At 55.5% G+C, this 22,858-nt stretch carries 29 protein-coding genes; 7 read left to right on the forward strand and 22 right to left on the reverse strand.

From position 1 onward, the window contains the following. Positions 1–16: 16 nt before the first annotated feature. From FEE96_RS21275 to fabD, 18 genes are all read right to left on the reverse strand, one after another. Positions 17–415, reverse strand: a complete 399-nt coding sequence (locus FEE96_RS21275) for a DUF3168 domain-containing protein (protein ID WP_138165150.1) — start codon at positions 413–415, stop codon at positions 17–19. Next, positions 412–750, reverse strand: coding sequence for a head-tail adaptor protein (locus tag FEE96_RS21280; RefSeq protein WP_138165151.1), 339 nt, complete (start codon positions 748–750; stop codon positions 412–414). Before FEE96_RS21280 ends, FEE96_RS21275 begins: the two co-directional genes overlap by 4 nt. After that, entirely contained in the window at positions 747–1,346 is a 600-nt protein-coding gene (locus FEE96_RS21285) for a head-tail connector protein (RefSeq protein ID WP_138165152.1), read from the reverse strand. Before FEE96_RS21285 ends, FEE96_RS21280 begins: the two co-directional genes overlap by 4 nt. A 165-nt stretch (positions 1,347–1,511) precedes the next feature. Beyond that, on the reverse strand, positions 1,512–2,693 hold the full coding sequence (locus tag FEE96_RS21290; protein WP_138165153.1) for a phage major capsid protein: 1,182 nt from the start codon (positions 2,691–2,693) through the stop codon (positions 1,512–1,514). Between the two features lie 42 nt (positions 2,694–2,735). Then, positions 2,736–3,293 (reverse strand): HK97 family phage prohead protease, encoded by a 558-nt coding sequence (locus FEE96_RS21295; RefSeq protein ID WP_138165154.1) that lies wholly within the window; start codon positions 3,291–3,293, stop codon positions 2,736–2,738. A 28-nt stretch (positions 3,294–3,321) separates the two neighbouring features. After that, positions 3,322–3,537, reverse strand: a complete 216-nt coding sequence (locus tag FEE96_RS21300; RefSeq protein WP_138165155.1) for a GTA head formation protein, RCAP_rcc01685 family — start codon at positions 3,535–3,537, stop codon at positions 3,322–3,324. Next, complete coding sequence (locus FEE96_RS21305; protein ID WP_138165156.1) at positions 3,530–4,711, reverse strand: phage portal protein; 1,182 nt, start codon at positions 4,709–4,711, stop codon at positions 3,530–3,532. The genes FEE96_RS21300 and FEE96_RS21305 overlap by 8 nt, the downstream gene beginning before the upstream one ends. A 181-nt stretch (positions 4,712–4,892) precedes the next feature. After that, positions 4,893–6,185: a DNA-packaging protein gene (locus FEE96_RS21310; RefSeq protein ID WP_171021780.1), complete on the reverse strand. Its 1,293-nt coding sequence runs from the start codon at positions 6,183–6,185 to the stop codon at positions 4,893–4,895. Then, positions 6,160–6,444, reverse strand: coding sequence for a recombinase (locus tag FEE96_RS21315; RefSeq protein WP_246079539.1), 285 nt, complete (start codon positions 6,442–6,444; stop codon positions 6,160–6,162). The genes FEE96_RS21310 and FEE96_RS21315 overlap by 26 nt, the downstream gene beginning before the upstream one ends. Before the next feature lie 253 nt (positions 6,445–6,697). Next, positions 6,698–7,090, reverse strand: coding sequence for a VOC family protein (locus FEE96_RS21320; protein WP_138165157.1), 393 nt, complete (start codon positions 7,088–7,090; stop codon positions 6,698–6,700). 30 nt (positions 7,091–7,120) lie between these two features. Further along, entirely contained in the window at positions 7,121–7,738 is a 618-nt protein-coding gene (locus FEE96_RS21325) for a hypothetical protein (protein WP_138165158.1), read from the reverse strand. A 250-nt stretch (positions 7,739–7,988) separates the two neighbouring features. Further along, the gene (locus FEE96_RS21330) at positions 7,989–8,234 is read right to left on the reverse strand and encodes a TFIIB-type zinc ribbon-containing protein (RefSeq protein WP_138165159.1); all 246 of its coding nucleotides are present in this window, start codon (positions 8,232–8,234) and stop codon (positions 7,989–7,991) included. A gap of 219 nt (positions 8,235–8,453) precedes the next feature. Further along, positions 8,454–9,608, reverse strand: coding sequence for an endolytic transglycosylase MltG (gene mltG / locus FEE96_RS21335; protein ID WP_138165160.1), 1,155 nt, complete (start codon positions 9,606–9,608; stop codon positions 8,454–8,456). Further along, positions 9,608–10,873, reverse strand: coding sequence for a beta-ketoacyl-ACP synthase II (gene fabF / locus FEE96_RS21340; RefSeq protein ID WP_138165161.1), 1,266 nt, complete (start codon positions 10,871–10,873; stop codon positions 9,608–9,610). Before fabF ends, mltG begins: the two co-directional genes overlap by 1 nt. A 298-nt stretch (positions 10,874–11,171) precedes the next feature. Further along, positions 11,172–11,915 carry a 1-(5-phosphoribosyl)-5-[(5-phosphoribosylamino)methylideneamino]imidazole-4-carboxamide isomerase gene (locus FEE96_RS21345; protein WP_138165162.1) on the reverse strand — a complete coding sequence of 248 codons (744 nt, stop codon included), beginning with the start codon at positions 11,913–11,915 and terminating at the stop codon, positions 11,172–11,174. Positions 11,916–12,071: 156 nt separating this feature from the next. Next, on the reverse strand, positions 12,072–12,305 hold the full coding sequence (locus FEE96_RS21350; RefSeq protein ID WP_108800206.1) for an acyl carrier protein: 234 nt from the start codon (positions 12,303–12,305) through the stop codon (positions 12,072–12,074). Positions 12,306–12,622: 317 nt separating this feature from the next. Next, positions 12,623–13,360, reverse strand: a complete 738-nt coding sequence (gene fabG / locus FEE96_RS21355) for a 3-oxoacyl-[acyl-carrier-protein] reductase (RefSeq protein ID WP_138165163.1) — start codon at positions 13,358–13,360, stop codon at positions 12,623–12,625. Positions 13,361–13,422: 62 nt separating this feature from the next. Then, entirely contained in the window at positions 13,423–14,358 is a 936-nt protein-coding gene (fabD, locus tag FEE96_RS21360; RefSeq protein WP_138165164.1) for an ACP S-malonyltransferase, read from the reverse strand. A gap of 183 nt (positions 14,359–14,541) precedes the next feature. Here fabD and FEE96_RS21365 point away from each other — a divergent pair, with 183 nt between their 5' ends. Further along, entirely contained in the window at positions 14,542–15,771 is a 1,230-nt protein-coding gene (locus tag FEE96_RS21365; protein WP_138165165.1) for a cytochrome b/b6 domain-containing protein, read from the forward strand. A gap of 140 nt (positions 15,772–15,911) precedes the next feature. Beyond that, positions 15,912–17,348, forward strand: a complete 1,437-nt coding sequence (locus FEE96_RS21370) for an efflux transporter outer membrane subunit (protein WP_138165166.1) — start codon at positions 15,912–15,914, stop codon at positions 17,346–17,348. A gap of 32 nt (positions 17,349–17,380) precedes the next feature. Here the strand turns inward: FEE96_RS21370 and FEE96_RS21375 are convergent, their stop codons facing one another. The 3 genes from FEE96_RS21375 to FEE96_RS21385 all read right to left on the reverse strand — a co-directional run bounded on the left by FEE96_RS21375 (position 17,381) and on the right by FEE96_RS21385 (position 19,390). Then, positions 17,381–17,953, reverse strand: coding sequence for a YceI family protein (locus FEE96_RS21375; RefSeq protein WP_138165167.1), 573 nt, complete (start codon positions 17,951–17,953; stop codon positions 17,381–17,383). Positions 17,954–18,123: 170 nt separating this feature from the next. Continuing rightward, a complete protein-coding gene (locus tag FEE96_RS21380) occupies positions 18,124–18,699 on the reverse strand; it encodes a YceI family protein (RefSeq protein WP_138165168.1) in 576 nt (191 codons plus the stop codon). A gap of 157 nt (positions 18,700–18,856) precedes the next feature. Continuing rightward, positions 18,857–19,390 (reverse strand): hypothetical protein, encoded by a 534-nt coding sequence (locus FEE96_RS21385; protein WP_138165169.1) that lies wholly within the window; start codon positions 19,388–19,390, stop codon positions 18,857–18,859. Positions 19,391–19,688: 298 nt separating this feature from the next. Between FEE96_RS21385 and rpsF the strand changes: the two genes are divergently transcribed. The 5 genes from rpsF (at position 19,689) to FEE96_RS21410 (ending at position 22,026) form a co-directional block, all read left to right on the forward strand. Beyond that, the gene (rpsF, locus tag FEE96_RS21390) at positions 19,689–20,042 is read left to right on the forward strand and encodes a 30S ribosomal protein S6 (protein ID WP_138165170.1); all 354 of its coding nucleotides are present in this window, start codon (positions 19,689–19,691) and stop codon (positions 20,040–20,042) included. A gap of 28 nt (positions 20,043–20,070) precedes the next feature. Continuing rightward, entirely contained in the window at positions 20,071–20,298 is a 228-nt protein-coding gene (gene rpsR, locus FEE96_RS21395; protein ID WP_138165171.1) for a 30S ribosomal protein S18, read from the forward strand. A gap of 12 nt (positions 20,299–20,310) precedes the next feature. Then, on the forward strand, positions 20,311–20,925 hold the full coding sequence (gene rplI / locus FEE96_RS21400; RefSeq protein ID WP_138165172.1) for a 50S ribosomal protein L9: 615 nt from the start codon (positions 20,311–20,313) through the stop codon (positions 20,923–20,925). Between the two features lie 134 nt (positions 20,926–21,059). After that, positions 21,060–21,434, forward strand: a complete 375-nt coding sequence (locus tag FEE96_RS21405) for a hypothetical protein (protein ID WP_138165173.1) — start codon at positions 21,060–21,062, stop codon at positions 21,432–21,434. A 121-nt stretch (positions 21,435–21,555) separates the two neighbouring features. Further along, complete coding sequence (locus FEE96_RS21410; RefSeq protein ID WP_138165174.1) at positions 21,556–22,026, forward strand: lytic transglycosylase domain-containing protein; 471 nt, start codon at positions 21,556–21,558, stop codon at positions 22,024–22,026. Between the two features lie 38 nt (positions 22,027–22,064). On the opposite strand, the gene aqpZ is transcribed toward FEE96_RS21410, so the two are convergent. Further along, a complete protein-coding gene (gene aqpZ / locus FEE96_RS21415; RefSeq protein WP_138165175.1) occupies positions 22,065–22,754 on the reverse strand; it encodes an aquaporin Z in 690 nt (229 codons plus the stop codon). Positions 22,755–22,858 lie beyond the last annotated feature (104 nt).

The following is a 22,858-nucleotide window of genomic DNA, read 5'->3' on the forward strand; positions in this document are numbered from 1 at the left end:
TCATGTTCTATGGCCCTTAGTCATCCTCAACCCGGGCGCGAAACCGTAACTCGATCCGACGGCTTCCGTCGCTCAATCGTCTGGCATTGGCGCGGTCAAACCACAGGCCAATCAGCTGTCCCCGTGACAGGACCAGCGGGGCGCTGATCAAACTATCACAAAGCGTAGAAGCCAGTTGTTTTGCGCTTGAAAATCCGGCGCTATCCGAGTGAATTGAAAGGGTAAACCTGTGCAATGCACCAGCGCCGGACTTGTCCGACCCGTCACGCACATCTTCATCTCCCAACAGCACGTAGATCGGCGGCACCGTGCCCGATGGTAGCGCGTCATGGATGGCTATGCCGACCAGCGCAGGATCGTTGCCCAGATGTTGAAACACTGCCGATTGCAGTGCAGCAGACAAAGCATAGCTCATGCCGAGATCTCCTCTTGCACAAAACAGGTAAGATACCGCCCCAAGGCGTCTGCCTCGGCCACAGCATGAATCACAAACAATCGTGCGCCATCACGGAACCGTTGGTCCGGACGTGGACGACTGGCAGATCCAACCGGAGAGGCCCGCAGGGTCACGCGATAGCGTTGCAGCGAAAGATCGGCCCCGCCCTGCACTTTACTTCGACCTGTAAGCGGTTGAAATTCAGCCCATATTTCACCCAATGCCCGCCATGTTTCTACATGACCACCGCTGCCATCATTGGCACGCTGTGGATCCTCTAGCGTCAGACGGCGCGACAGAACCGGCGCAGTCATTGCATCCGCCCCAGGCTGAGCCGGACGACGCGATACCGTTCAATCAGGCTGGTGACACCAAAGGGCATGCAGCCACCGGACAAGCCGGTGTCATCGCGGTATTGGTAATAATGCGACGCCAGCATCAGCACAGCCTGGCCCAGATCAGCCGGAAGCCCGCCCCAATCTGTCGCAATGCCCGCCGTCAAGGTGATGCGCAGCGCACCACCAGTGACCACAAGGGGGAACAGGCTGCCTGTTGGACAGAGCTTCGGATGTTGGCTGTCCTGAATCAAATGGTACTGGCTGGACGCCAGTATATCTTCGACGCCCTCAGCATCTACCTGAACCACAGCACTGACTTCTGTCACCGGCACCAAAGGCAGCACCTGTGCTGCTCGATCATTCCACTGATGCAAGTTGAGAACAAACTGCCGCGATAACAGAACCTTGCCAGTCCTTGCTTCGATCGCGGCGATGGCGGCCCGCAGGAAACTGATCAAGACCTCGTCTTGCAGGCTGTCTTCGCCAAACCCGGTCCCCAGCCGCAGATGCGCCTTGAACGGCTCTAACGGCAGCGCGGCCTCGGGCACCGGCGTTTGTTCGGTCAACATCATCACATTACTCCGCAAACTGACGTCCCTTTGGGACAGAATTGAAAACAGCGGGCGCACCTCTCCCCATGCCGCTCGGACGGAGGGGAGCAGCTGGACGGCACAGAGGTGGTTGAAGTGCACCCGCTCACGCAGCCGGGTTGCCGGCCGCGTCATCGGCTTGACGGTTTAGGTCAGGCCGAATTTCAGCAGCTTGATGGCAGCAAAATCACTGACATCTCCGCCGACGCGTTTGGTGGCATAAAACAACACATGGGGCTTGGCGCTGAACGGATCGCGCAACACTCGCAAATCGGGACGTTCAGCAATGGTGTAGCCGGCAGAGAAATCCCCAAAAGCGACGGAGTAGCTGTTGCTGTCCACATCCGGCATATCTTCAGCCACCAACACAGGATATCCCATCAGCCGCGCAGGTTCACCCGCCGCAAGCCCATCCGACCACAAGAACCGGCCATCACCATCTTTTAGCTTGCGGATCAGCCCGGCAGTTTTTGAATTCATTATGAAAACACCGTTTGCACGATACTGCGCCCCAAGCGCATACACCAGATCAACAATGGCGTCCCCATCGCCAATACTGCCGTCACTGCCAGTCACAACATAGCCGACGTTGCCCCAACTCCAGCTGTCATTATCCACCACAGGATGGGTCAGAATACCGGTTGGCTTGTCGATCCCGTCACCATTCAAAAAGGCCGAGGCTTCGGCGCGGGCAAACTTGTCCGCAATCCGCCCGGCCAACCAGGACTCGATGTCAAATGCACTGTCATCCAGCAGCCGTTGCGAGGCCTTGGGGAGTGCGCTCAACTCATGCAGCGGGATGGTAATCCGGTCGATCACCGGGGTGCCGGTTTCAACGCTGGGATCTGTTTCGGTTGCCCAGCCCGCACCGACATCTGTATGGTCGATCAACACGTCGTAGGATGTGGCCTCGACGGTCACCACTGCAGCGATAGAGCGGATTGATGCGGTCGATTGAAGGACCGAAGTAACCGTTTCTGCGGTCACCGGATCGACCAGATATCCGCCGTCACTGTTCACCGCCGTAGACAGCGATTTTCCGTCCAGTTGCAGGCCCCGCAGCCCATCATCATCGCCAGATCGCAAATAGCTCTGAAACGCTTTTTGATGTGGCGCACCTAGCTCAACTCCGGCAGACAATTGCGGCCGCGCAGTCATTTGGGTTTTTCGATCCAACATGGTCACTCGCTCTTCTGTTTGTTTCAATTTTGCGTTGATATCTTCCCGGAACTCTTTGAAATCACCTGAAAAACCATTCATCTCCTGGGTGACTTCGAGAATGAGAGGGGCGGCGTCCACTACCTGAGCCGAGGGAGGGGTATTGCTCATCTACATGTCCTGTCTGTTTGATTGTTGCGCTAATGCACCCTGTCAGTGCGCGGCCATCTGTTGACGCGCTCGCTTCAATGCCGAAGTCATATCGTGTAGTGCCGCCACAACAGGGTCTTGCGCCTCTTTGGTTGTTACTCGCGCGGTGGGCAGCATTGGAAATGTCACCAAAGACACCTCCCACAGGTCAACTTCACAAAGACGGCGTTCGCCCTTGTCCCCTTTGCTGGCCCGTTTTGTACGATAGCCAATCGACAACCCGTCAATCGCCCCTGCAGCAATCAGTGCTGCGGCCTCTGCTCCGCGGCGGGTTTCAACCAAAAGACGGCCCTTTACCCATAACCCGCGTTCATCCTCGCGCACCTGATCCCAAACCCCAATCGGTTGGGATGGATCATGTTGCCATAGCATTTTTACCTTACTTCTACGGGCAGACAGGGCTGCAAGCGAGGCAGCATAGGCGCCCTTCATGACCATGTCGCCACATTGATCAACCTCGCCAAACCTGCTTGCGTAACCCTGAATGATGCTGCCCTCGGTTAGGCTGATCGCCATTTTCGAAGAGGTGAATTTATGTTCCAACCGGGATGTGTAATCCATCAGAAACTCCATGTAACATATTGAATTATTACAAGATCAGGAATGATCGAAAGGCCTGTGCCAAAACCACCGCTGCCACGCCGTAAACAGTGAACCACAATCGGCGGTCTAACCGTTCCATCATCTGTTCCAGACGGTCTAGCCGCCGGTTTAGATTATCCTGCTGCAGCTGGTTCACTCTCTCATGCGCCGCCAGACGTAACCCCGGTGCGCAATCAAAGGAGGGTGGATACCCGTCATTCATCCTCCGCACCTCCGTCTTCGGGCGGCAAACCCAACAAGACCCGCTTTTCACTTCGGCTTAGAAACTCAGCCGAGCTAACCCGCGCCCATTGCGCATCTCGCTCGCTCGACAATGCGGCCACCTGATCAAGATCCGGCTTCAACGTCAGGGATTCACCGTTAAATCCCGTTAGCCAATGCATCAATGTTGCGACGACGCGGGTGACCAGCGGTACAATCGTCAGCCGGTAGAACGCCCGATTGGCCTCTTGATAATTGGCATAAGTCGCGTCACCCTGGATCCCCAGCAACATTGGAGGAACCCCAAAGGCCAGCGCAATTTCACGCGCGGCTGCCTCCTTGGTCTTCTGGAACTCCATATCGCTGGGCGAAAAGCCCATAGGTTTCCAATCCAGACCACCTTCCAAGACCATTGGCCTTCCAGCGTTGCGTGCACCCTGAAAATTCGCTTCTATTTCGTCACTTAGACGGCGGAACTGATCATCTGCCATGGTCCCCTGTCCATCAGATCCTTTCCACACCAAGGCCCCCGAAGGACGTGCAGCGTTGTCCAACAATGCCTTGGACCACCGAGAGGCGCTGTTGTGAACGTCCACTGCCATTGCTGCCGCCTGAAGCGGTGACAGACCGTAATGATCGTCCTGAGGATGGAAACTTTTGATATGGCATACGGATGAGCGCGTTCCGGCTATCTCAAACCGATGTTTGCGCCCGCCAACCTGATAGTCATACCCCTGCGGCCAGCCATCGGTGCCGGGCACCACAGTGACCCGGTCCGAGCGCAACACATGCAGTTCCAGTGGCAACCCATCGTCGCCAGCCACGGCCTCGACATAGGCATTGCCGGACAGAAGCAACTGACCAAACAGTGTTTCAAACAGTTCAGCCCGCCCCTGTGCGGCATTTGGATGGGAAAGAAGGGCCAGCACAGGATGCTGTTCAAACCGTTGCTGTTGATCCTGTAGCACCAAAGGCAGCGCTGCCGCTGACTCGGCAATCAGTTTGACACAGCGAAAGCCTACTGGGTTGCCTGCGAAACCGCTGCGGATCAAAGAACCACTGTCGCGCGGGCTCCAGGCGGCACGACCCGCACTGTGCCAGGCCACCACATGGGATGCAGCGCTTGCCTTTTGCTCGATAGGTTTGTTTTTGCGCCTCAGGACGTCAAAGACCATGACTATTCCTCATCCTCAAGTTTGGGACACTGTCGCCCCTTTGCTGAGAAAGTTATCCCTGATGGCCCTGAAGATTTTCGATCCAGAGCGAACGCCACCTGCGCAACACCTAGTGAGCAAAATCCCATATTAATTTGAATTCATTGAATAAACGCCCACCAATAAGGCAGGTGCTTATGTATTACAGGGCTCTGAGCCGGGGCCTGAGCATCATGGCCGCGGGGCTGATTATCAGATCGTGCAAAGCCCAGACCAGTGCATCCACCCGGTCCGGAGAACCCGCCCCCTGATAGCCTTGCGACGTCATTTGGCACATCTGCTGTTCCAGATCCGCCAAGCCCGGCGCATGCAGCACCCGCCCCTGTTCGTACAGTGCAGCGACCGGCTCCGCGCGGGCCGACTTCCCGCGACTGGCGTGCAGTGCCTTGTAGGGCACCAGAGGGTCCACTTGCCGCAATACATTCTCAACCAGTGCTCCGCCCTGATTAACCTCGGCGACCAAGCGATCAGCACCAAATTCCTGCATTGCGGCAATTGCAGCCTGGGCCCATGCCAGCGGCCTGACCCCCTGGACGGTTCGATCCGCCAGCACATAGGCGCGCCAGTCTTGTGGCGGTCCTTGCAGACTGGCACCGGTCACGACAATCCCGCAGGCATCCGACGCTCTGCCAGCACTCACCGCCGGGTCAACGGCCACCACCACACGATCCAGTTTAGGAACGTGATCCTGTAGCGCGGCCTGAACCATTTTGCCGGTCCACAGCGCGCCTTCGATATCTGACAGCAGAACGCCTTCCAGCTCCTGTCGCCCAAGCCGCGTCCCTGCATATCTTGCCCGCACTTCGGTCAAGAAGGACGGCGCCAGATTGGCTCGGTTTGCCTCTGTTGCAGCATGGGTTTGGACTGTGGAGGGCAGCGCCAGTATTTCACGCAGGATCTGAGCATTGCGCGGAGTGGTGGTGACACACACCCTTGGGTCCTGCCCCAGTCGCAGGGCAAATTGCAACATATCCCAACTGGACCGCGCTTTTTTCCATTTGGCCAGTTCATCGGCCCAGGCCGCATCAAATTGAGGCCCGCGCAGCGCCTCGGGGTCATGGGCAGAAAAGGCCTGCGCTGTCGCGCCATTGGGCCAGATCAACTTGCGCTCACCAGCCTTCCATGTGGGCCGTCGATCCGGCGGTGAACAGACAAGAATGCCACTGTCCCCTTGCACCATCACATCGCGGACCTGATCGTAGGTTTCGCCCAACAGGGCGACGCGCCGAGCAGACCCGGGTTCCATCGGCAGGCTGCCCTCGACCTGCGCGCGCACCCATTCGGCACCGGCGCGGGTTTTGCCCGCTCCTCGCCCGCCCAGAATGACCCAGGACCGCCAGTCGCCTGTGGGTGGCACCTGATGCGACAAGGCCCAGTGTTCGAACAGATAGGGCAGCGCAATCAGTAGTTCATCCGGCAGTTCCTCCAGAAACATCTCGCTCATCACAGCAGGTACGTAAGGAAGCAAGTCGGCAGCGCAGATCGGAGCGCAGGCTGTCGAGATTAAGGGCGGGGCCGCTTTCTGTGAGGGATGCGAATTGGCTGCTTTGCGCGACAAGGGTTTTCTCCACTTTCTGGCAGTCCCGGATAAGCCCCTCAAGCTTGGCGAGTTGTGGTTTTGAGATGTCGCCGCCCATCTCTTGTTTAGCCTCCAGCTGCTCGCGCAGGGCCTCGGCCTCGTTACGTAATCGCATGATGGACTCCTGTAGAGACCGAAGCAGATCAGCGGTTTTTTCTATATCTGGAGACCGTGGGGTTTGCACCATAGTCTGGATTTCCTCATGCGTTGTGATCCACATGAGAGACACAAAACGGCCAAAGGAATTGAGCCCAAGGGCCGCAATGATATCTTCCAACTGCAATACAGTCTATACGCGAAAATCTTGCAAAAGTCAAGACTTACAGGACAAGGTGCGTTCGGTGGGTAGGCAACAGCCAGCTATACCGTCAGGCGTCCAAGTTGATTTCAAGACTCACTGAGACATTCAACTTATTGCCGTCCAAATCTCGCACATAGGCCCCATAATAATCAGGATGATAGCTGCGCGGGCCGGGTTTACCTTCGTCTGTGCCGCCACACTCCAGCGCCGTTTCGTGAAACGCCCTTACGGCCGCAGCATCCGTCGCGTAGAACATGAACTGGCTGCCATTGCCGAAGGTGGCCGGTTGGTCGTTAAAGGGTACGATGAGAAACACGCTTATTCGCCCATCAGCGCCTGCATAACCCACTTCGCGCGGTTCGGTCAGGACACGGCGCATGCCGATGGTTGCCAGGACAGTGTCGTAGAACTGAGTGGCGGCAGTGATGTCATTGGTGCCGATGCATACGCCTGATAGCATAAATGATGATCCTCTAAATTGCTTAGGTTTTTACGAGTGAATGAGCTCACCAGATTGGAATTTGCTCAGCAAATCGGTTCCAAATACGACTTTCCCCCTAGTGACCTCACCTCGCAAGACATCCCCCATGGCACCACAGTGACAGGACAAAAGTGTTTTCACCAAGTAGATGAACTTGTTTTGCTGGTCCAAATCACGGAACTTGCACATCCCCCGAATTTCTATTTCAGGCATGAGGCTCGCTGGATGTAACCAAGGATATGCTTCATCATCTGGCAGTCGTAGGGTTTGGAGTATTTTATCAACATGCCAGATCTGCTCTCCCAGTTCAGATTTCTCTTGAAAATCAGGAGAAAAAACTACTCTTTCCGGATCTTTGTAGTTTTGGGTAATAACAACAAACTCTTCATCGAAATGAAGTTTCGCATAGCTATGTCCACAATAGGCGTGATCACTGAATGCGTGAAACGTCATATAGATATCGGCATTGTTTGTACGGATGGACCGGGAATTTGGATCAACCCAATATTCCAAACCGTCATCCCCAACGTAATGCCGTACCTTGCTAACATCCAACGGATCTCTGGAGGCCCTGATATCCACCCAACCCGGTGGTCGCTTCAGCAGATCAAATACTTTTTTCGTCATCGATACGCACCCAGTACGATTTTCAAATCAATAGTGGCTTAGTCTAAGCGTTGTAACCTCAGCTGCAAAAAAGGCGGGCAGGACAACTCCTACCCGCGCATTGGCTCCCGGACAAACCATTAGGCATTGTGGCGCTATAGAAGTCCGTTCATCAAATTGGAAACTCATCTCCCGGCCAAAAAGCCCGGTTGTTCAGTTTTTCGTGTGCACTACCGACTGGGCAATTCCTATTGGTTGGTTGAGTACGCGCTTAAAAGTCAAACAGGTCCTCTAAAAACCCACCGCGTTTTTTCTTCTTTTTATAGCTGTGATCCTCATATCCGCGATCTCTCTCCCGGTGTTGTTGAGGCGCCGGCGCTGAGATTGCCCCGCGCTCGATGATTTTGTCCAGCTCTCCACGGTCCAGCCAAACGCCGCGGCATTGGGGGCAATAGTCAATCTCAACACCTGAACGATCCGTAATCACAAGAGTTGTTCCGTCAATTGGGCACTTCACAAGTATGTCTCCTTTGAACTCATCACGTTCGATTTAGGAGCACCCAGCATGACTGACATCCGTATTATTAGGTAGGCGGCACGGGAAACTTCCAATTTTCAAACCGGTTTCCACACGCGCCTGCGCTTGCTTTTCCCAATGCCCCTTGCCACGCCAAGCAATGCCACAGACACAAAAAAGGGCGCCGAAGCGCCCTCTTCTTTTGGCCTATGGCCAATATCAGTTGTTCTGCCGTTCCGCTTCAATCGCGCGCCATTTCACGACGTTGCGGTTATGCTGTTCCAGCGTTTCGGCAAAGGCATGACCGCCGGTACCATCAGCCACAAAAAACACGTAGTCGGTTGTGTCAGGGTCCACCGCTGCCTGAAGACTGGCCATGCCGGGGTTGGCGATGGGGGTCGGTGGCAGGCCTTCAATCACATAGGTGTTCCATGGCGTGACCTTGCGCAGCTCACTTTGGCGCAGGCCACGGCCCAAGACGCCTTCGCCCTTAGTGACACCATAGATCACTGTCGGGTCAGTTTGCAGGCGCATGCCGCGATTCAGGCGGTTGGTGAAGACACTGGCAACCTGACGACGCTCATTCGGGACACCGGTTTCTTTCTCAATAATCGAAGCAAGGATCAGCATTTCTTCGGGATTTGCCAGTGGCAACCCATCGGTGCGGGCCTCCCACGCGGCATTGATGCGCAACTGTTGGCGTTCCTGCATCTCAGCAAGAATATCAGCCCGCTTGGAACCCGGCACCACTTCATAGCTATCCGGCGCCAGCATGCCCTCGGCCGGGCGTTCGCCTGGATCGCCATCCAGCACATCCATCGCCTTGAGCGCCTCGACCACCTGCCAGCTGGTCACACCTTCGGCCAGAGCAATGCGATATCGGGTATCTGCTTCTGAACGCTTTTCCGTGTACACGGCAGGTGTTTCGTCAACACCAGGCTGAAATTCGGCCCGTTCAACAAATTTGTTGCTGGCCGGATCCAGTTCACGCACCTCAGCAAAAATACGCGTGATACCAACGCGGTAAACAATCTCGGTCCCACAGGAACTGGCACCCGCAGTGGTCACCTGCGCCACGATTTCTTCCATTGAAGAACCCGCATCGACCAAAAAACTACCCGCCTTGAGCAGGCCGGTTTTTTCGCTGTATTTGGCGCCAATACGGAACATTGCCCCATTGGTCACCGCGCCCTGCTCTTCCAGGTCGCGGCTCACCTTGGTCATGTTCGAGCCCCGCTCCACCCGCAGGCAGATCGCTGTTTCCAGCGGTCCACTTGCAGTATATTGCGATTTACCCCAGAGGATTACCCCCCCAAGGAGAAACAGCCCTACCACCAGGAAGGTCAGCATATTTGAGGCAAGGCTACGCCACATCAGTCAACGCGCCCAAAGATGACGGATGCGTTGGTGCCACCAAAGCCAAAGGAATTGGACAGGGCCACATCGATTTTACGTGCGCGTTTGGCATTAGGGGCCAGATCAACCACCGATTCAACGGCCGGATTGTCCAGGTTGATCGTTGGCGGGGCAACCTGATCTCGGATAGCCAGGATCGAGAAGATCGCCTCGATCGCGCCAGCAGCCCCCAACAGGTGGCCTGTGGACGATTTGGTCGACGACATTGTGACCGAAGAGGCATCGTCACCGAGCATCCGCTCAACTGCACCCAGTTCAATCGTATCAGCCATGGTCGAGGTGCCATGCGCATTGATGTAATCAATATCCGCAGGTTTCAGGCCAGCGTTGGCCAGAGCAGCCCGCATGGAGCGTTCACCGCCTTCACCTGTCTCGGATGGGGCTGTGATGTGGTAAGCATCGCCAGACATGCCGTAGCCCAGAACTTCGGCATAGATTTTGGCACCGCGCGCTTTGGCGTGTTCGTATTCTTCCAGAACTACCACACCGGCCCCTTCGCCCATCACGAATCCATCGCGGTCGGCGTCATAGGGTCGGCTAGCCTTGGTCGGGTCGTCAGCCATTTTGGTCGACAGCGCCTTACAGGCGTTGAAGCCCGCAATACCAATTTCACAGATTGCTGCTTCGGCACCGCCAGCGATCATGACATCGGCATCACCGGCTTTGATCAGGCGGCTGGCATCCCCAATAGCATGGGCACCGGTGGAACAGGCGGTCACGACAGAGTGGTTCGGGCCCTTGAACCCAAAGCGGATCGAAACCTGCCCAGAGATCAGGTTGATCAGCGCGCCGGGGATAAAGAACGGGGATACCCGACGGGGGCCGCGTTCTTTCATCATGACTGCAGTGTCCGCGATCGAGCTAAGGCCACCAATGCCGGAACCAATCATCACGCCGGTACGGAACTGGTCGTCTTCAGTTTCAGCAGTCCAGCCAGCATCACGCACCGCCATATCAGCGGCTGCGATTCCATAGAGAATGAAATCATCGACCTTACGCTGTTCTTTTTTCGCCAGCCATTCGTCAGGGTTAAAGGTACCATCGGAGCCATCGCCGCGTGGAACTTCGCAGGCATAGGTGGTGGCAACGCCGCTTTCAACGGCATCAAACAGGGTAATCGGGCCCGCGCCGGACTGACCGTCCAACAGACGCGACCAGCTTTCTTCGACACCGCTGGCCAGCGGCGTGACCAATCCCAGACCGGTAACAACAACTCGACGCATTCCTTGCTCTCCTTTGCCTCGGCAATTCGGTTTCAAATAGCTCAGATTGCCACAAAAGTGCAAGTGGCCCGAATGTCGGACGATTTAACGGGGAACTCACGGCCGAGGCAGCAGGTGGTTAACCCATGACCGTCAAACTGATGCTGTAGTGAGAACAGTTACAAGGTTCCTAGCCCTCAACGCGTTCCCGAGGGCAGGATAGGTGCAGACCGCGATCGTGAGCCACGCCTTCGCGGTCTGCTGCCAATTTTGCAAGTTACGAAACAAGTTGTCGTACCAGCAACTTTTCGCTTGTGAGTCAGAGGAATTCCGCCACGGATTCGGGTTCTGGAAGCGCCACTTGCAAAGCCTCTTCAACTGTCAGCGCCTTGCGGAACAGTGCCCGCCCCACTAGTGCACCCGAAATCGAACCAATGTATTTCAACCGAGAGATATCATCAGCCTTGCGTACCACGCCGCTGGCAATGACCGGAGCCTTGGCCGCGCTTGCCAAACCTGCAATCAGCCCCAGCTGGGCCTCGACATCTGACATATCGCTGTCAATATCGGTAATTATGATACCAGCAAAAGGCGTGTCGCCGAACGCCTCGATAAAGCCCTGAGGTGTAAAAGCACCGGGCTGGCGCCAGCCGTCGCTCATCACCTGCCCCTGCCAGATATCAACCGCCAAAACGATCTGATCCGGGTGCTGTCTGGCCAGTTCCTCAACCAATGTTGGGTCACGTAAGGCCAGCGTTCCTACAACAATGCGCCCAACGCCTTTTTCAAGCCAATGTTCGATGTGTTCCCGGCTACGCATGCCGCCGCCCAATTGGACCGGAATACCGACGTTACGAATGATTTCTTCGATCAGCTCTGCGTTGTCACCATTGCCTTCGATCGCGTTGAAATCGGTCAGGTGCATCCATTCCGCACCCGCTGCAGCAAAACTATGAGCGGTTTCAACCGGATCTACATGCCACAGCATTGGCTCATCCAGCCGCCCCTTATCCAGGGTCACACAATGCCCGTTCTGCAATTCCATCGTAGGGTAAATCATCATGGTGGGCTGCCTCCAGTTACATCTACTGAGGCATGATAGCATATCGCGCCCCTCAAATCTGAGACTGGGCTGAAAATTGCCGGAGGCCGCAAACAAAAACGGCATCTTCCGTTTGGAAAACGCCGTTCAGATCGTCACCAGAAGGTGACGGAAAGCTTAGGAAGCTTCAGTGATGAATTTCACTGCGTCGCCGAAGGACTGGATAGTCTCAGCAGCGTCGTCAGGGATTTCAATACCGAACTCTTCTTCGAACGCCATAACCAGCTCAACTGTGTCCAGGCTGTCTGCGCCCAGATCGTCGATGAACGAAGCGTTCTCGGTCACTTTGTCTTCTTCAACACCCAGGTGCTCTACAACGATCTTTTTTACGCGGTCTGCGACGTCGCTCATGTCAATTCCTCGTCAATTCAGGGCTCTATCTGCCCGTTTCTGCCCTTGCCCGCTCGGGGGGACATGTTTTGCCCAATCCGGGCGGTTCGATCCCCGACCAGCGGGGGTGCCGAATGGTTCCGCAAAGGAAACCACTGCAGCAAATATGCGCCGCCTATAGCACAGCTAACAGCAGAGGCAAACGATTTCGCTTGGTCACTTGCTTTGCTTTGTCTGCCATTTACAGGCGTCAAGCGACGCAGATGGGAGCACCATTGGTCCCTTACAAGGAGTGCCCTGAATTTATTGGGCAATCCAGTATTTTTTTCGCGGCAAGCTTATAGCATCGCCATGCCGCCATTGACGTGCAGCGTTGTGCCCGTGACATAGGCTGCCTCAGCGCTGGCAAGATACAGCACGGCAGCTGCGATCTCTTTCGAATCCCCCATGCGACCGGCCGGGACCTGGGTCAGAATCGCGTCCTTCTGGGTGTCGTTCAGTTTTTCTGTCATTGCAGTCGCAATGAAGCCCGGCGCAACGGCGTTGACTGTGATACCCCGGTTGGCGACCTCATAGGCCAGCGATTTGGACATGCCAACCATACCCGCCTTGGACGCCGCATAGTTGCCCTGCCCCGGATTACCTGTGGCACCGACAACAGACGAGATGTTGATGATACGGCCCCAACGCGCTTTCATCATGCCGCGCAGCACGCCACGACACAGACGCATGGTAGAGGTCAGGTTGACGTTGATAACACTATCCCACTCGTCGTCCTTCATCCGCATAAACAGGTTGTCACGGGTGATGCCGGCATTGTTGACCAAAATATCAACCGAACCCATTGCCGCGATTGCAGCTTTGGGCAGGGCCTCAACCGAGTCTTTTTCAGACAGGTTACAGGTCAGCACATGGGCGCGCTCACCAAGTTCAGCAGCCAGCGCCTGCAGAGGTTCTTCGCGGGTACCAGATAGCACCACAGTGGCGCCAGCGGCGTGAAGGCTGCGCGCAATGTCGCCGCCAATGCCACCGGATGCGCCGGTGATCAGAGCGTTCTTGCCAGTCAAATCAAACATATCTTGTCCTTTAAGGTTCCGGTGCGCCAGCTTTGGCGCAATGGAATTGGAATATCTATCGCTTAAGCTTCGGCGGCGGCCTTGGCATTTTCCGGCGTACCAACCTGACGGCTGGTCAGGCTACGGTCGATCTTGCGGATCATACCAGACAGGGCTTTGCCTGCGCCAATTTCCCAGAACTCCGTCACGCCTTTGGCAGCCATGACCTGAACACTTTCGCGCCAGCGTACGGAACCGGTGACCTGCTCGACCAGCAGTGCACGAATTTCAGCGGGATCTGTCACCACATCCGCCCGCACGTTTGCGATCAGTGGTACAGTAGGAGATTTGATTTCAACAGCAGCCAAAGCCTCTGCCATGACATCAGCGGCGGGCTGCATCAGGGCGCAGTGGAACGGCGCGCTCACTGGCAACATGACTGCGCGTTTGGCGCCGCGCGTCTTGGCAATCTCGGCAGCGCGCTCAACAGCAGCTTTGTGACCCGACACCACAACCTGGGTTGGGTCGTTGTCATTGGCTGCCTGAACCACTTCGCCGTCAGTAGCAGCCTCGGCCGCAACCTCTTTGACAGTTTCAAAGTCCAGACCCAGCAGCGCGGCCATCGCCCCAACACCAACGGGCACAGCACTTTGCATGGCCTGCCCACGGGTCCGCAGCAGGCGGGCAGTATCAGACACCGAAATGGCGCCCGAGGCGGCTAGCGCAGAATATTCTCCCAGGGAGTGGCCGGCGACAAACGCGGCCCTATCGATGGTGACACCTTCTGCTTCCAGCGCACGCAATGCGGCAATTGAAGTGGCCATCAGCGCGGGTTGAGCGTTTTGCGTCAGGGTCAGCGATTCGATATCGCCCTCCCAAATCAGGCCACTAAGGTTTTCCCCCAGCGCCGCGTCGACTTCGTCGAAGACGGCCTTGGCAGCCGGGTAAGCATCAGCCAGCGCCTTGCCCATTCCAATTGTCTGCGCGCCCTGTCCGGGAAAAACGAATGCGATAGTCATCAAGGACCCCATCTACTCAGATACTTTACGGTTTTTGCCGGTTTAGCGACCTGCGCCCCATCACACAAGAGAGCTGCTTGTGTCCGCACGACTCCTGTGCGTTGGCGGACAGCTCTCAGCGTTGCAACCCAAGGTCCGATAGGTAGGGTATGCACAACAGATCCCTTCAAGAGGTAGTCGCTCGTGTCTTCCAATAATAGCTTTGCCAGTTACGGCAGTATCGCCAAAAGTTTCCACTGGCTGACCGCCCTGCTGATCTTCTCCGCATTCCCGCTGGGCTACTTTGCCAATGAGCTTGCCCACGAAATCACAGGTCCTGATTTTGATGGATCAAAAGATGTAATCGAGCGAGCCACACTGTTGTTTTCTATACATAAGACAGTGGGCGTGGCGATGTTCTTTGTTGGTGTGTTGCGCATTGTGTGGGCGGTGACACAAGAAAAGCCCGGCCTGCTACATCCTGAAAACAAACCCGAGGCCTTGGCCGCTGAAACCGTTCACTGGGTTCTATACGCATCGCTGGTTCTGGCCCCCCTTAGTGGCTGGATTCACCATGCTGCGACGGTCGGATATGCGCCTATCTGGTGGCCGCTTGGTCAGAACCTGCCGTTTATCCCAAAGTCAGATGGTCTGGCTGAAATCTTTGCCGGGTTGCACTGGATCTTTGTCTGGACCCTGCTTGCAACTGTGGCGCTGCATATTGCAGGTGCGCTAAAGCACCAGATCATTGACCGTGACGCAACATTGCAGCGGATGCTGCCGGGTCGCCGCAATTTGCCCCAGCCACCCGCACAATCGCACAGCCTGATGCCTGCCGTGGTTGCTTTGGCGGTTCTTGCTGCTGTGTTGACAGGTGGGGCTACTACAGGCGTCTTCCAGACACATACCGCAGGTAACGCTGACAGCGATACTCAACTGGCTGAAGTTCTGTCTGGTTGGACCGTGACAGAGGGCGTGCTGGGCATTGAAGTGACCCAGATGGGCGGACAGGTTGCCGGATCATTTGCAGACTGGACTGCCTCAATCACTTTCGACGACCCTGCCGCCCCAGGTCCCGCGGGTGATGTTGAAGTGATCATTGCCATCCCCTCGTTAAGCCTTGGTACAGTGACCGCTCAGGCGATGGGGGTCGACTACTTTGACAGTACAACCTACCCTACGGCGGTCTTCAAAGCTGACATTGAAAAGCTGGAACAGGGCTATCAGGCTGTGGGAACACTGACGATCCGGGACAAGATTTTGCCGATCACCCTGCCCTTTACTCTGGATCTGCAGGATGACGCTGCCAAGATGAAAGCCGAGCTTACATTGAACCGGCTTGATTTTGACATTGGTCGCAGCCTGCCAGATGAAAGCTCGCTTGGGTTTGCAGTGATCGTCAGCATTGAGCTCGATGCGCTACGGGCGAAATAACAGTTCGCATGAACATCGTCGTTCCAGCCTATTGAAAACACAAGGCTGGAGCGACGCGCACGATCCAAAACTGCGTCCTTTCTCTTCTGACGGTGTTCTTCTATCGTAGTGAAAACCCACTGGTAGAGGTCGCCTGCACATTGCCCCCCACAGAAGACGACACTGAAGCCTTGCCTTCGCGCCGGATGTTCTTTTCTGGTCTTGGTGCAACCGCATTGCTGGGGAGCGGGTGTAGCGTGGGAGAGGACTTTGAAAGCCCGTCCACCTCGCTTCCAAATCAGTATTTCCACACCCGTGAAAAAGACGCCCAATCCCGGGGGGCAGCTGAGTGGTGGAAGAAATTTAATGACCCGTCGCTGAACCGGCTTGTCGAGCTAGGCCTGGCGCAGAATTTGGACGTCCAAAAAGCCGTCGAACGCATTGAACAATCCCGGGCCATACTAAGTGGTGCCGGTTATCCAATTTCTGGGGCATCGCGTATCGGCGAAGCCAAGGTAACTGGTGGCGGCACCGATGGACGCGCTGACAGTGGGTTTGTGCGGGCCGAAGCGAGTTGGCAGCTAGATTTGTATGGTCAATTGAAGCGGGAACGCGAAGCGGCATCCTATCGGCTGGCATCTGCATTTGCGGATGCCAACGTTGCCCGGACAACTTTGCTAGACGAATTGGTGACGGCCTATATCGACCTGCGGTTCTATCAGGAGCTTATTCGGGTCAACCAGCGGGTTGTTGCGTCACGCGAAGAGACCCTGCAAGCGACACAGACAGCCCAGAGCCAGACCGCCCAGAGCGGCGATGAGGCTGCGGACGAGGACACCACTGAGGTCACAGAGCTGGATGTTGCGCAGGCAAAATCTCTTGTTGCGACCGCCAAGGCAGAACTGCCTGAAGCAACAATTTTGTTCTTCAAATCTGCGTCACGTATTGGCCGCCTTCTGGGCCAAGCCTGGGAGCGACCACGCGGCGGGTTAGACAAAAAGGCGCCACAGCCAGGCCCGGATACAACTGGGTTAAAAGTTGGCATTCCTGCTGACCTGGTCCGCAACCGTCCTGATGTTCTATTTGCTGAAAACCGTCTGGCCGAAGCCGTGGCACTGGCGGGGGTTGCCGAGGCTGAGCTGTATCCTCGCCTGCAGCTGACCGGGAACCTGAATGTCAATTATTCAAGCAGCGACTGGCTGCCCACGGCCGGGTTTTTCCGGGTTGGGCTGGATGTGCCATTGTTTGACCTTCCGGAACGTCGTGCAAAAGTTGCAGCCCAGCAAGCCCGCGCCGCTGAACTATTGCTGGAGTGGAAAGAACGTGTCGTTGAAGCCGTGGAAGAGGTACAGAACGCGCTGGTAAGCCTCAAATTTCATAAGGATGCTGTTGCTGCAACACATGACGCATTAGATGCCAAGCGCGACGTTCTGAAGTTAGCACGTGAAGGCTATATTGCCGGTGACATCGGTTTTTTACAGGTTCTCGACGCTGAGCGGTCGCTATTGTCGAATGAAAATGCGCTGGCGCTGGACCGGCGCAATTTTGCAGTGGACTTTGTCCAGCTCAATGTAGCGCTGGGCGGCAGCTACGGTTAACCGCTCGCAGCCGCCCTGCTCTTCGCGCATCGTCAATCCGCTTTCATTGCTTCGATCGAGATCAGGATTGTCACTTCGTCCCCTACAAAGGGCGCAAATTTTCCCAAATCGAACTGCGACCGCAAGATTGAGGCGCTGGCGTTAAACCCGACCCAAGGCTTGCCGACCATGGGATGATCTCCCATCTGATTGAGGACCGTGTCCAGAACAACGGGTCTGGTGATGCCATTCAAGGTCAGGTCACCGGAAATCAAAGCAGATGTTTCGCCCGTCACCTCGACCTTGGTGGATTTAAAGCTGATCAGTTCATTCTCGTCCGCCCCAAAGAAATCTTTGGACATGAAGTGATCATGGCGTTCTTGCCAGCCGGTAAACATCGACTGCGCAGGCATCGAAACTGTCACACTGGACCCTTCCGGGTTTTCCTGATCGAACATCACTTCGCCCTGAAAGCCTGAAAACATACCACGGGACGTCGAATACCCCAGGTGGTTATAGCTAAAGACAATTTGGCTGTGCGGCGCATCCAGCAGGTATTTCTCTGGCGCAGAAACAGCCGCTGTCGCGGCAAAGGTAACAAATGCGGCAATCAAAGGGGTTTTCATCGGAAAGACTCCAAAAGAACATAAGACCCTTATTCAAAATGGCGCAAACCCACCCAAAGAAAAGCGGCCATACTTAATAACCACGCCAAAACGCAGAACCCCCGACATGTAACATGCCGGAGGTTGCTGGCCCCCAAAAGGGACCCGAGGTAACCAGAATAGAATTCTGCTTATTCGGCTTTCATTGCTTCAACCGAAATCTGGATTGAAACTTCATCGCTCACAAACGGGGCAAATTTACCCAGTTCAAAATCAGAACGCAGTACAGTTGTTGTTGCATCGAAACCGGCCCAAGGTTTACCCGCCATCGGGTGGTCGCCGGACTGGTTCAGGTTTGCAGCAAGGACAACAGGTTTGGTCACACCATTCAGTGTCAAATCGCCGGTGATATTGGCGGTGGTTTCGCCAGTCACTTCAATACCGGTTGAGGTAAAGCTGACCATATCGTCATCAGTCGCACCAAAGAAGTCCTGAGACATGAAGTGGCCAAAACGCTCTTCCCATCCTGTAAACATGGATTTCACTGGCATCGTCACCGAAACACTGGAACCAGCTGGGTTTTCCTGGTCGAACATGACGTCGCCCTCAAAGCCTGAAAACAGCCCCCAAGTGGTTGAAAAACCAAGGTGGTTGTAGCTGAACAGGATCTGGCTGTGGCTGGCGTCCAGCACATACTTTTCTGGGGAAGCAAACGCTCCGGTGGCAGCGACAGTGGCCAGGGCGGCGGCAAGCAGGGTCTTTTTCATTTGGAGGAGCTCCGGTTGAACAATTGATATGGCAATAGAACTGGTCGCTACTGTCCAAAAAGGGAAGTCAGCAAAAACCAACATATTCTGTGACCCTACGAACAGAACGCCCGGCCGCAACTGGGCCGGGTGCTTTCTCGCGCAGATGTGAAGTGGATCAGCTCAGGATCGGCACCACGCCGCTCAATTGGTCTCGTAGCAATTGGCGCGTTGTTCCAACGTTGATGGGCAACCTGATCAGCAAAGAGCCATCAATCTCGAACAATTCCACCGAACGATCCTTGAACCGAACGCTGCCAAGACTGTCATAACCGCGCCGAAGAACTGTGCGCGGACGCCCTTTGTTGGAGCGTTGCAGCACCCTGAGTTCACGTCGAATTGGATCAAAATAGGCATCTGGGTGGCTGTCAGGATCATTGATCATCATCAAGGCGATTCCGGCGAAGAGGAAAAATATCGAAACACCAATTTTGATCAGCGCCATCTCAGGATCATAAGCGGCACCAGGCATCAACCAAATCCCGGTGGAGCTGAGAACCATAGCAGCACCGAGCACCCGCAAGACTAACGACCGCAGTTGCCAGTTAGGGCGAAAGGTGAGCACCAGAGGCAGCGCCTCGGCCATTGCATAGAGCCCACGAGCTGGGGCAGTTCCAGAAGTATTCGTCTGGATTTGGTCAGTAGCTGTCATAACGTCTGCCCTTCCTGTTTCACCGCACCCTTGGGGTGCCGTTAATGTCTCGTTAACCTTAATCAAGACCAACAATGCGACCGCAATGGGGCAGATGCGGGGAAAATACCGGGCAATCACGGTCAATGTTGTCAACCTGGAAACAGGAGGCATCTGATGGCTTGCCCTTTTGGCCACAGGATGTATATGGGGGCTTCCTTCCGTACTAATTTCGATCCGCGCAGACTCTCGTGGTAGGGCAGCGGAAGGTTCAAACGCCCTGCCTTTGAAATGCGCCTTGAATATAACAGGAGCTCACATGCCACTATATGAGCATGTAATGATTGCGCGTCAGGACCTGTCCAACACGCAAGCAGAAGGTCTCATCGAACATTTCGGTGCTGTTCTGTCCGACAATGGCGGTAGCCTGGTCGACAGCGAGTACTGGGGCGTCAAAACGATGGCCTACAAGATCAACAAAAACCGTAAGGGCCACTATGCCTTCCTGCGTACCGATGCCCCGGCACCGGCGATCCAGGAAATGGAGCGCCTGATGCGTCTGCATGACGATGTCATGCGTGTTCTGACCATCAAGATGGACGAGCACAAAGAGGGCCCTTCGGTCCAGATGCAGAAACGTGACGAACGCGACACCCGTCGCGAGCGCCGTTGATCGCTGCTTAGGAAAAGGACGCTAAACCATGGCCGCAAAACCATTTTTCCGTCGTCGTAAAGTTTGCCCATTCTCGGGCGACAATGCACCGGCGATCGACTACAAAGACACTCGTCTTCTGCAGCGCTACATCTCTGAGCGTGGCAAGATTGTTCCATCGCGGATCACCGCAGTATCGGCAAAAAAGCAGCGTGAACTGTCTCGTGCTATCAAGCGCGCGCGTTTTCTCGCTCTGCTGCCATACGCTGTTAAGTAAGGAGACACTGACATGAAAGTTATCCTTCTTGAGCGCGTAGCGAAACTGGGCCAGATGGGCGACGTTGTTGACGTCAAACCTGGCTACGCTCGCAACTTCCTGCTGCCTCAGGGCAAAGGCTTGTCTGCTTCTGCAGCCAACATTGCCAATTTTGAAACCCAGAAAGCGCAGCTTGAGGCCCGCAACCTGGAGACCAAAACTGAAGCAGAAGCTCTGGGCGAAAAGCTGGCTGGCCAGCAGTTCGTTGTGATTCGTTCGGCATCAGATGCTGGCGCTCTATACGGGTCGGTCACTCCACGTGACGCCGCTGACGCCGCAACTGCCGAAGGTTTCTCGGTCGACAAAAAGCAGATCGCTTTGATCCACCCGATCAAAGACCTTGGTCTGCACGCTGTTGCCGTCAACCTGCACCCCGAAGTTACTGTTGAGATCGAAATGAACGTTGCGCGTTCGGCTGAAGAAGCTGAACTGCAGGCATCGGGCAAGTCGATCCAGGAGCTGGCCGCGGAAGAAGAAGCCGCTGCTGATTTCGAAATTTCGGAACTGTTTGACGATATCGGGTCGGCAGCATCAGATGATGATGATGACGCTCCGATGGCTGACGCACCGGTTGCTGACGAAGCTTAATTGCTTCTCAATATGCTATGATTTTGGAAAGGCCGCCTGTCATGGGCGGCCTTTTTCTGTGTCAGGTCTGGTCCGATCCTATTTGTACCCTAACCTTGTTTTACGATCACACATTTTGCACAAGGATATGGACTATGGCTGGCAAAATTCTGACACTTGCCACACTTGCCACACTTGCCACACTTGCCACACTGGCCCTGCTGCTGGTTGGATGTGAGACTGTCCCAGTAGACGCACCTTTACAGTTAAGTGGCGCACCGGGGGCAAATTTTGATTCTGATGAGGCCCAGTGCCGCGCCGCAGCGCGCCAGGTTGGCGATGACCATATCCAAAAGACCGCAGCTATTGGTGGTGTAGGTAGCGCTTTGGCTGGCGCGACAGAAAGCCGTGACAAAGCAGCCGTCGGTGCCGTTTTTGGTGCGGCAGTCGGTGATGCCCAGGTCAAGCAGGCACAGCGCGGCTATTTGGTTCGATGCATGCAGCAGGCTGGTCATCCTGTGATTGGCTGATGCAACGACTTGGCAGCCAGTACCGGTTCGGTCAAGAATCGCCGAGTACATAGCCGATTGGTTGCCTAACTCTACGCTGCTGCTAGATTAATCGGCACTATCGTGAACCGGGGGACTTCAAATGCATCGTCGAACAGTTCTGGGCCTCATTGCCCTGCCGATCCTTATTACCGCTTGCAGTGGCAGCCGGGCAGATCAGTACTCGGACGATTTCAACCCCGCGCTGTATCCCAACGAAACCCCGGAACTGCGCAAGCAGATCGACCATTGGGCCGATCATTATGAGGTCCCGCGCGCATTGGTGCACCGGCTGGCAATCCGCGAAAGTACCCACCGACCCTGGGCAATAAACCGGCCATACTACGGATTACTGCAGATCCTCCCCGCCACCGCACGTTCAATGGGATTCAAAGGTCAGGCCAAAGACCTGTTAGATGCAGACACAAATCTGGAATTTGCAGTCAAATATCTGCGAGGGGCCTGGTTGATATCAGACGGCAGTCAGGACATGGCTGTGAAACACTATTCACGCGGCTATTATCATGAGGCCAAACGGCGCGGGATGCTGAAAGAGACCGGGTTGGTAAACTGAGGTCAGTTGTGATCCGGCCAAGACCGGATCACAGGTTTTTAGTCCTCTGGGCTCAACACTTTCCAGATCAAGGCTCCTAAAGCGGCCCCAGCCAAAGGCGCCAGCCAAAACAGCCAAAGCTGAGCCAGAGCCGGACCATCAGCGAACAGTGCCACGCCCGTTGAACGTGCTGGATTGACCGAAGTGTTGGTCACCGGGATAGAGATCAGGTGGATAAGCACCAACCCAAGACCAATGGCAATCGGAGCAAATCCCGAAGGAGCCCCGGCAGAGGTTGCGCCCAGAATGATGATTAGAAACATCGCAGTCATCACCACTTCGGTCACCAGTGCCGCCGTCAGGCCATACCCCTGCGGCGAGGCCTCGCCATAGCCATTTGAGGCAAAACCGCCAACGCCGGTGAACCCTGCCCCACCTGAGACAATGATGTATAGGACAACTGCGGCAGCAGTCGCACCGATCACCTGCGCGACCCAATAAGGGACCAGGTCTTTCGCGTCGAATCGTCCGGCAATCATCAGCCCCAACGAAACCGCCGGGTTGAAATGCCCGCCAGAAATATGACCGACGGCAAAGGCCATAGTCAGGACTGTCAGGCCAAACGCCAGACTAACCCCCAACCAGCCAATGCCTACATCCGCGACCCCAGCCGCTAAAACGGCGCTGCCGCACCCGCCCAGAACCAACCAGAATGTCCCGATGAATTCTGCCAATAATTTCTTGGTCATGATCTATCTCCAAATTGAATACTCTCCGCATAGCACACTTACTGCGTTAGGAGCATAAGCTTGAAAACAAGCGCCTTCTGCTGTCGGCCCAATGCAACAGAAGG

This window comes from Parasedimentitalea maritima, from assembly GCF_005771405.1.
Lineage (GTDB): Bacteria > Pseudomonadota > Alphaproteobacteria > Rhodobacterales > Rhodobacteraceae > Parasedimentitalea > Parasedimentitalea maritima.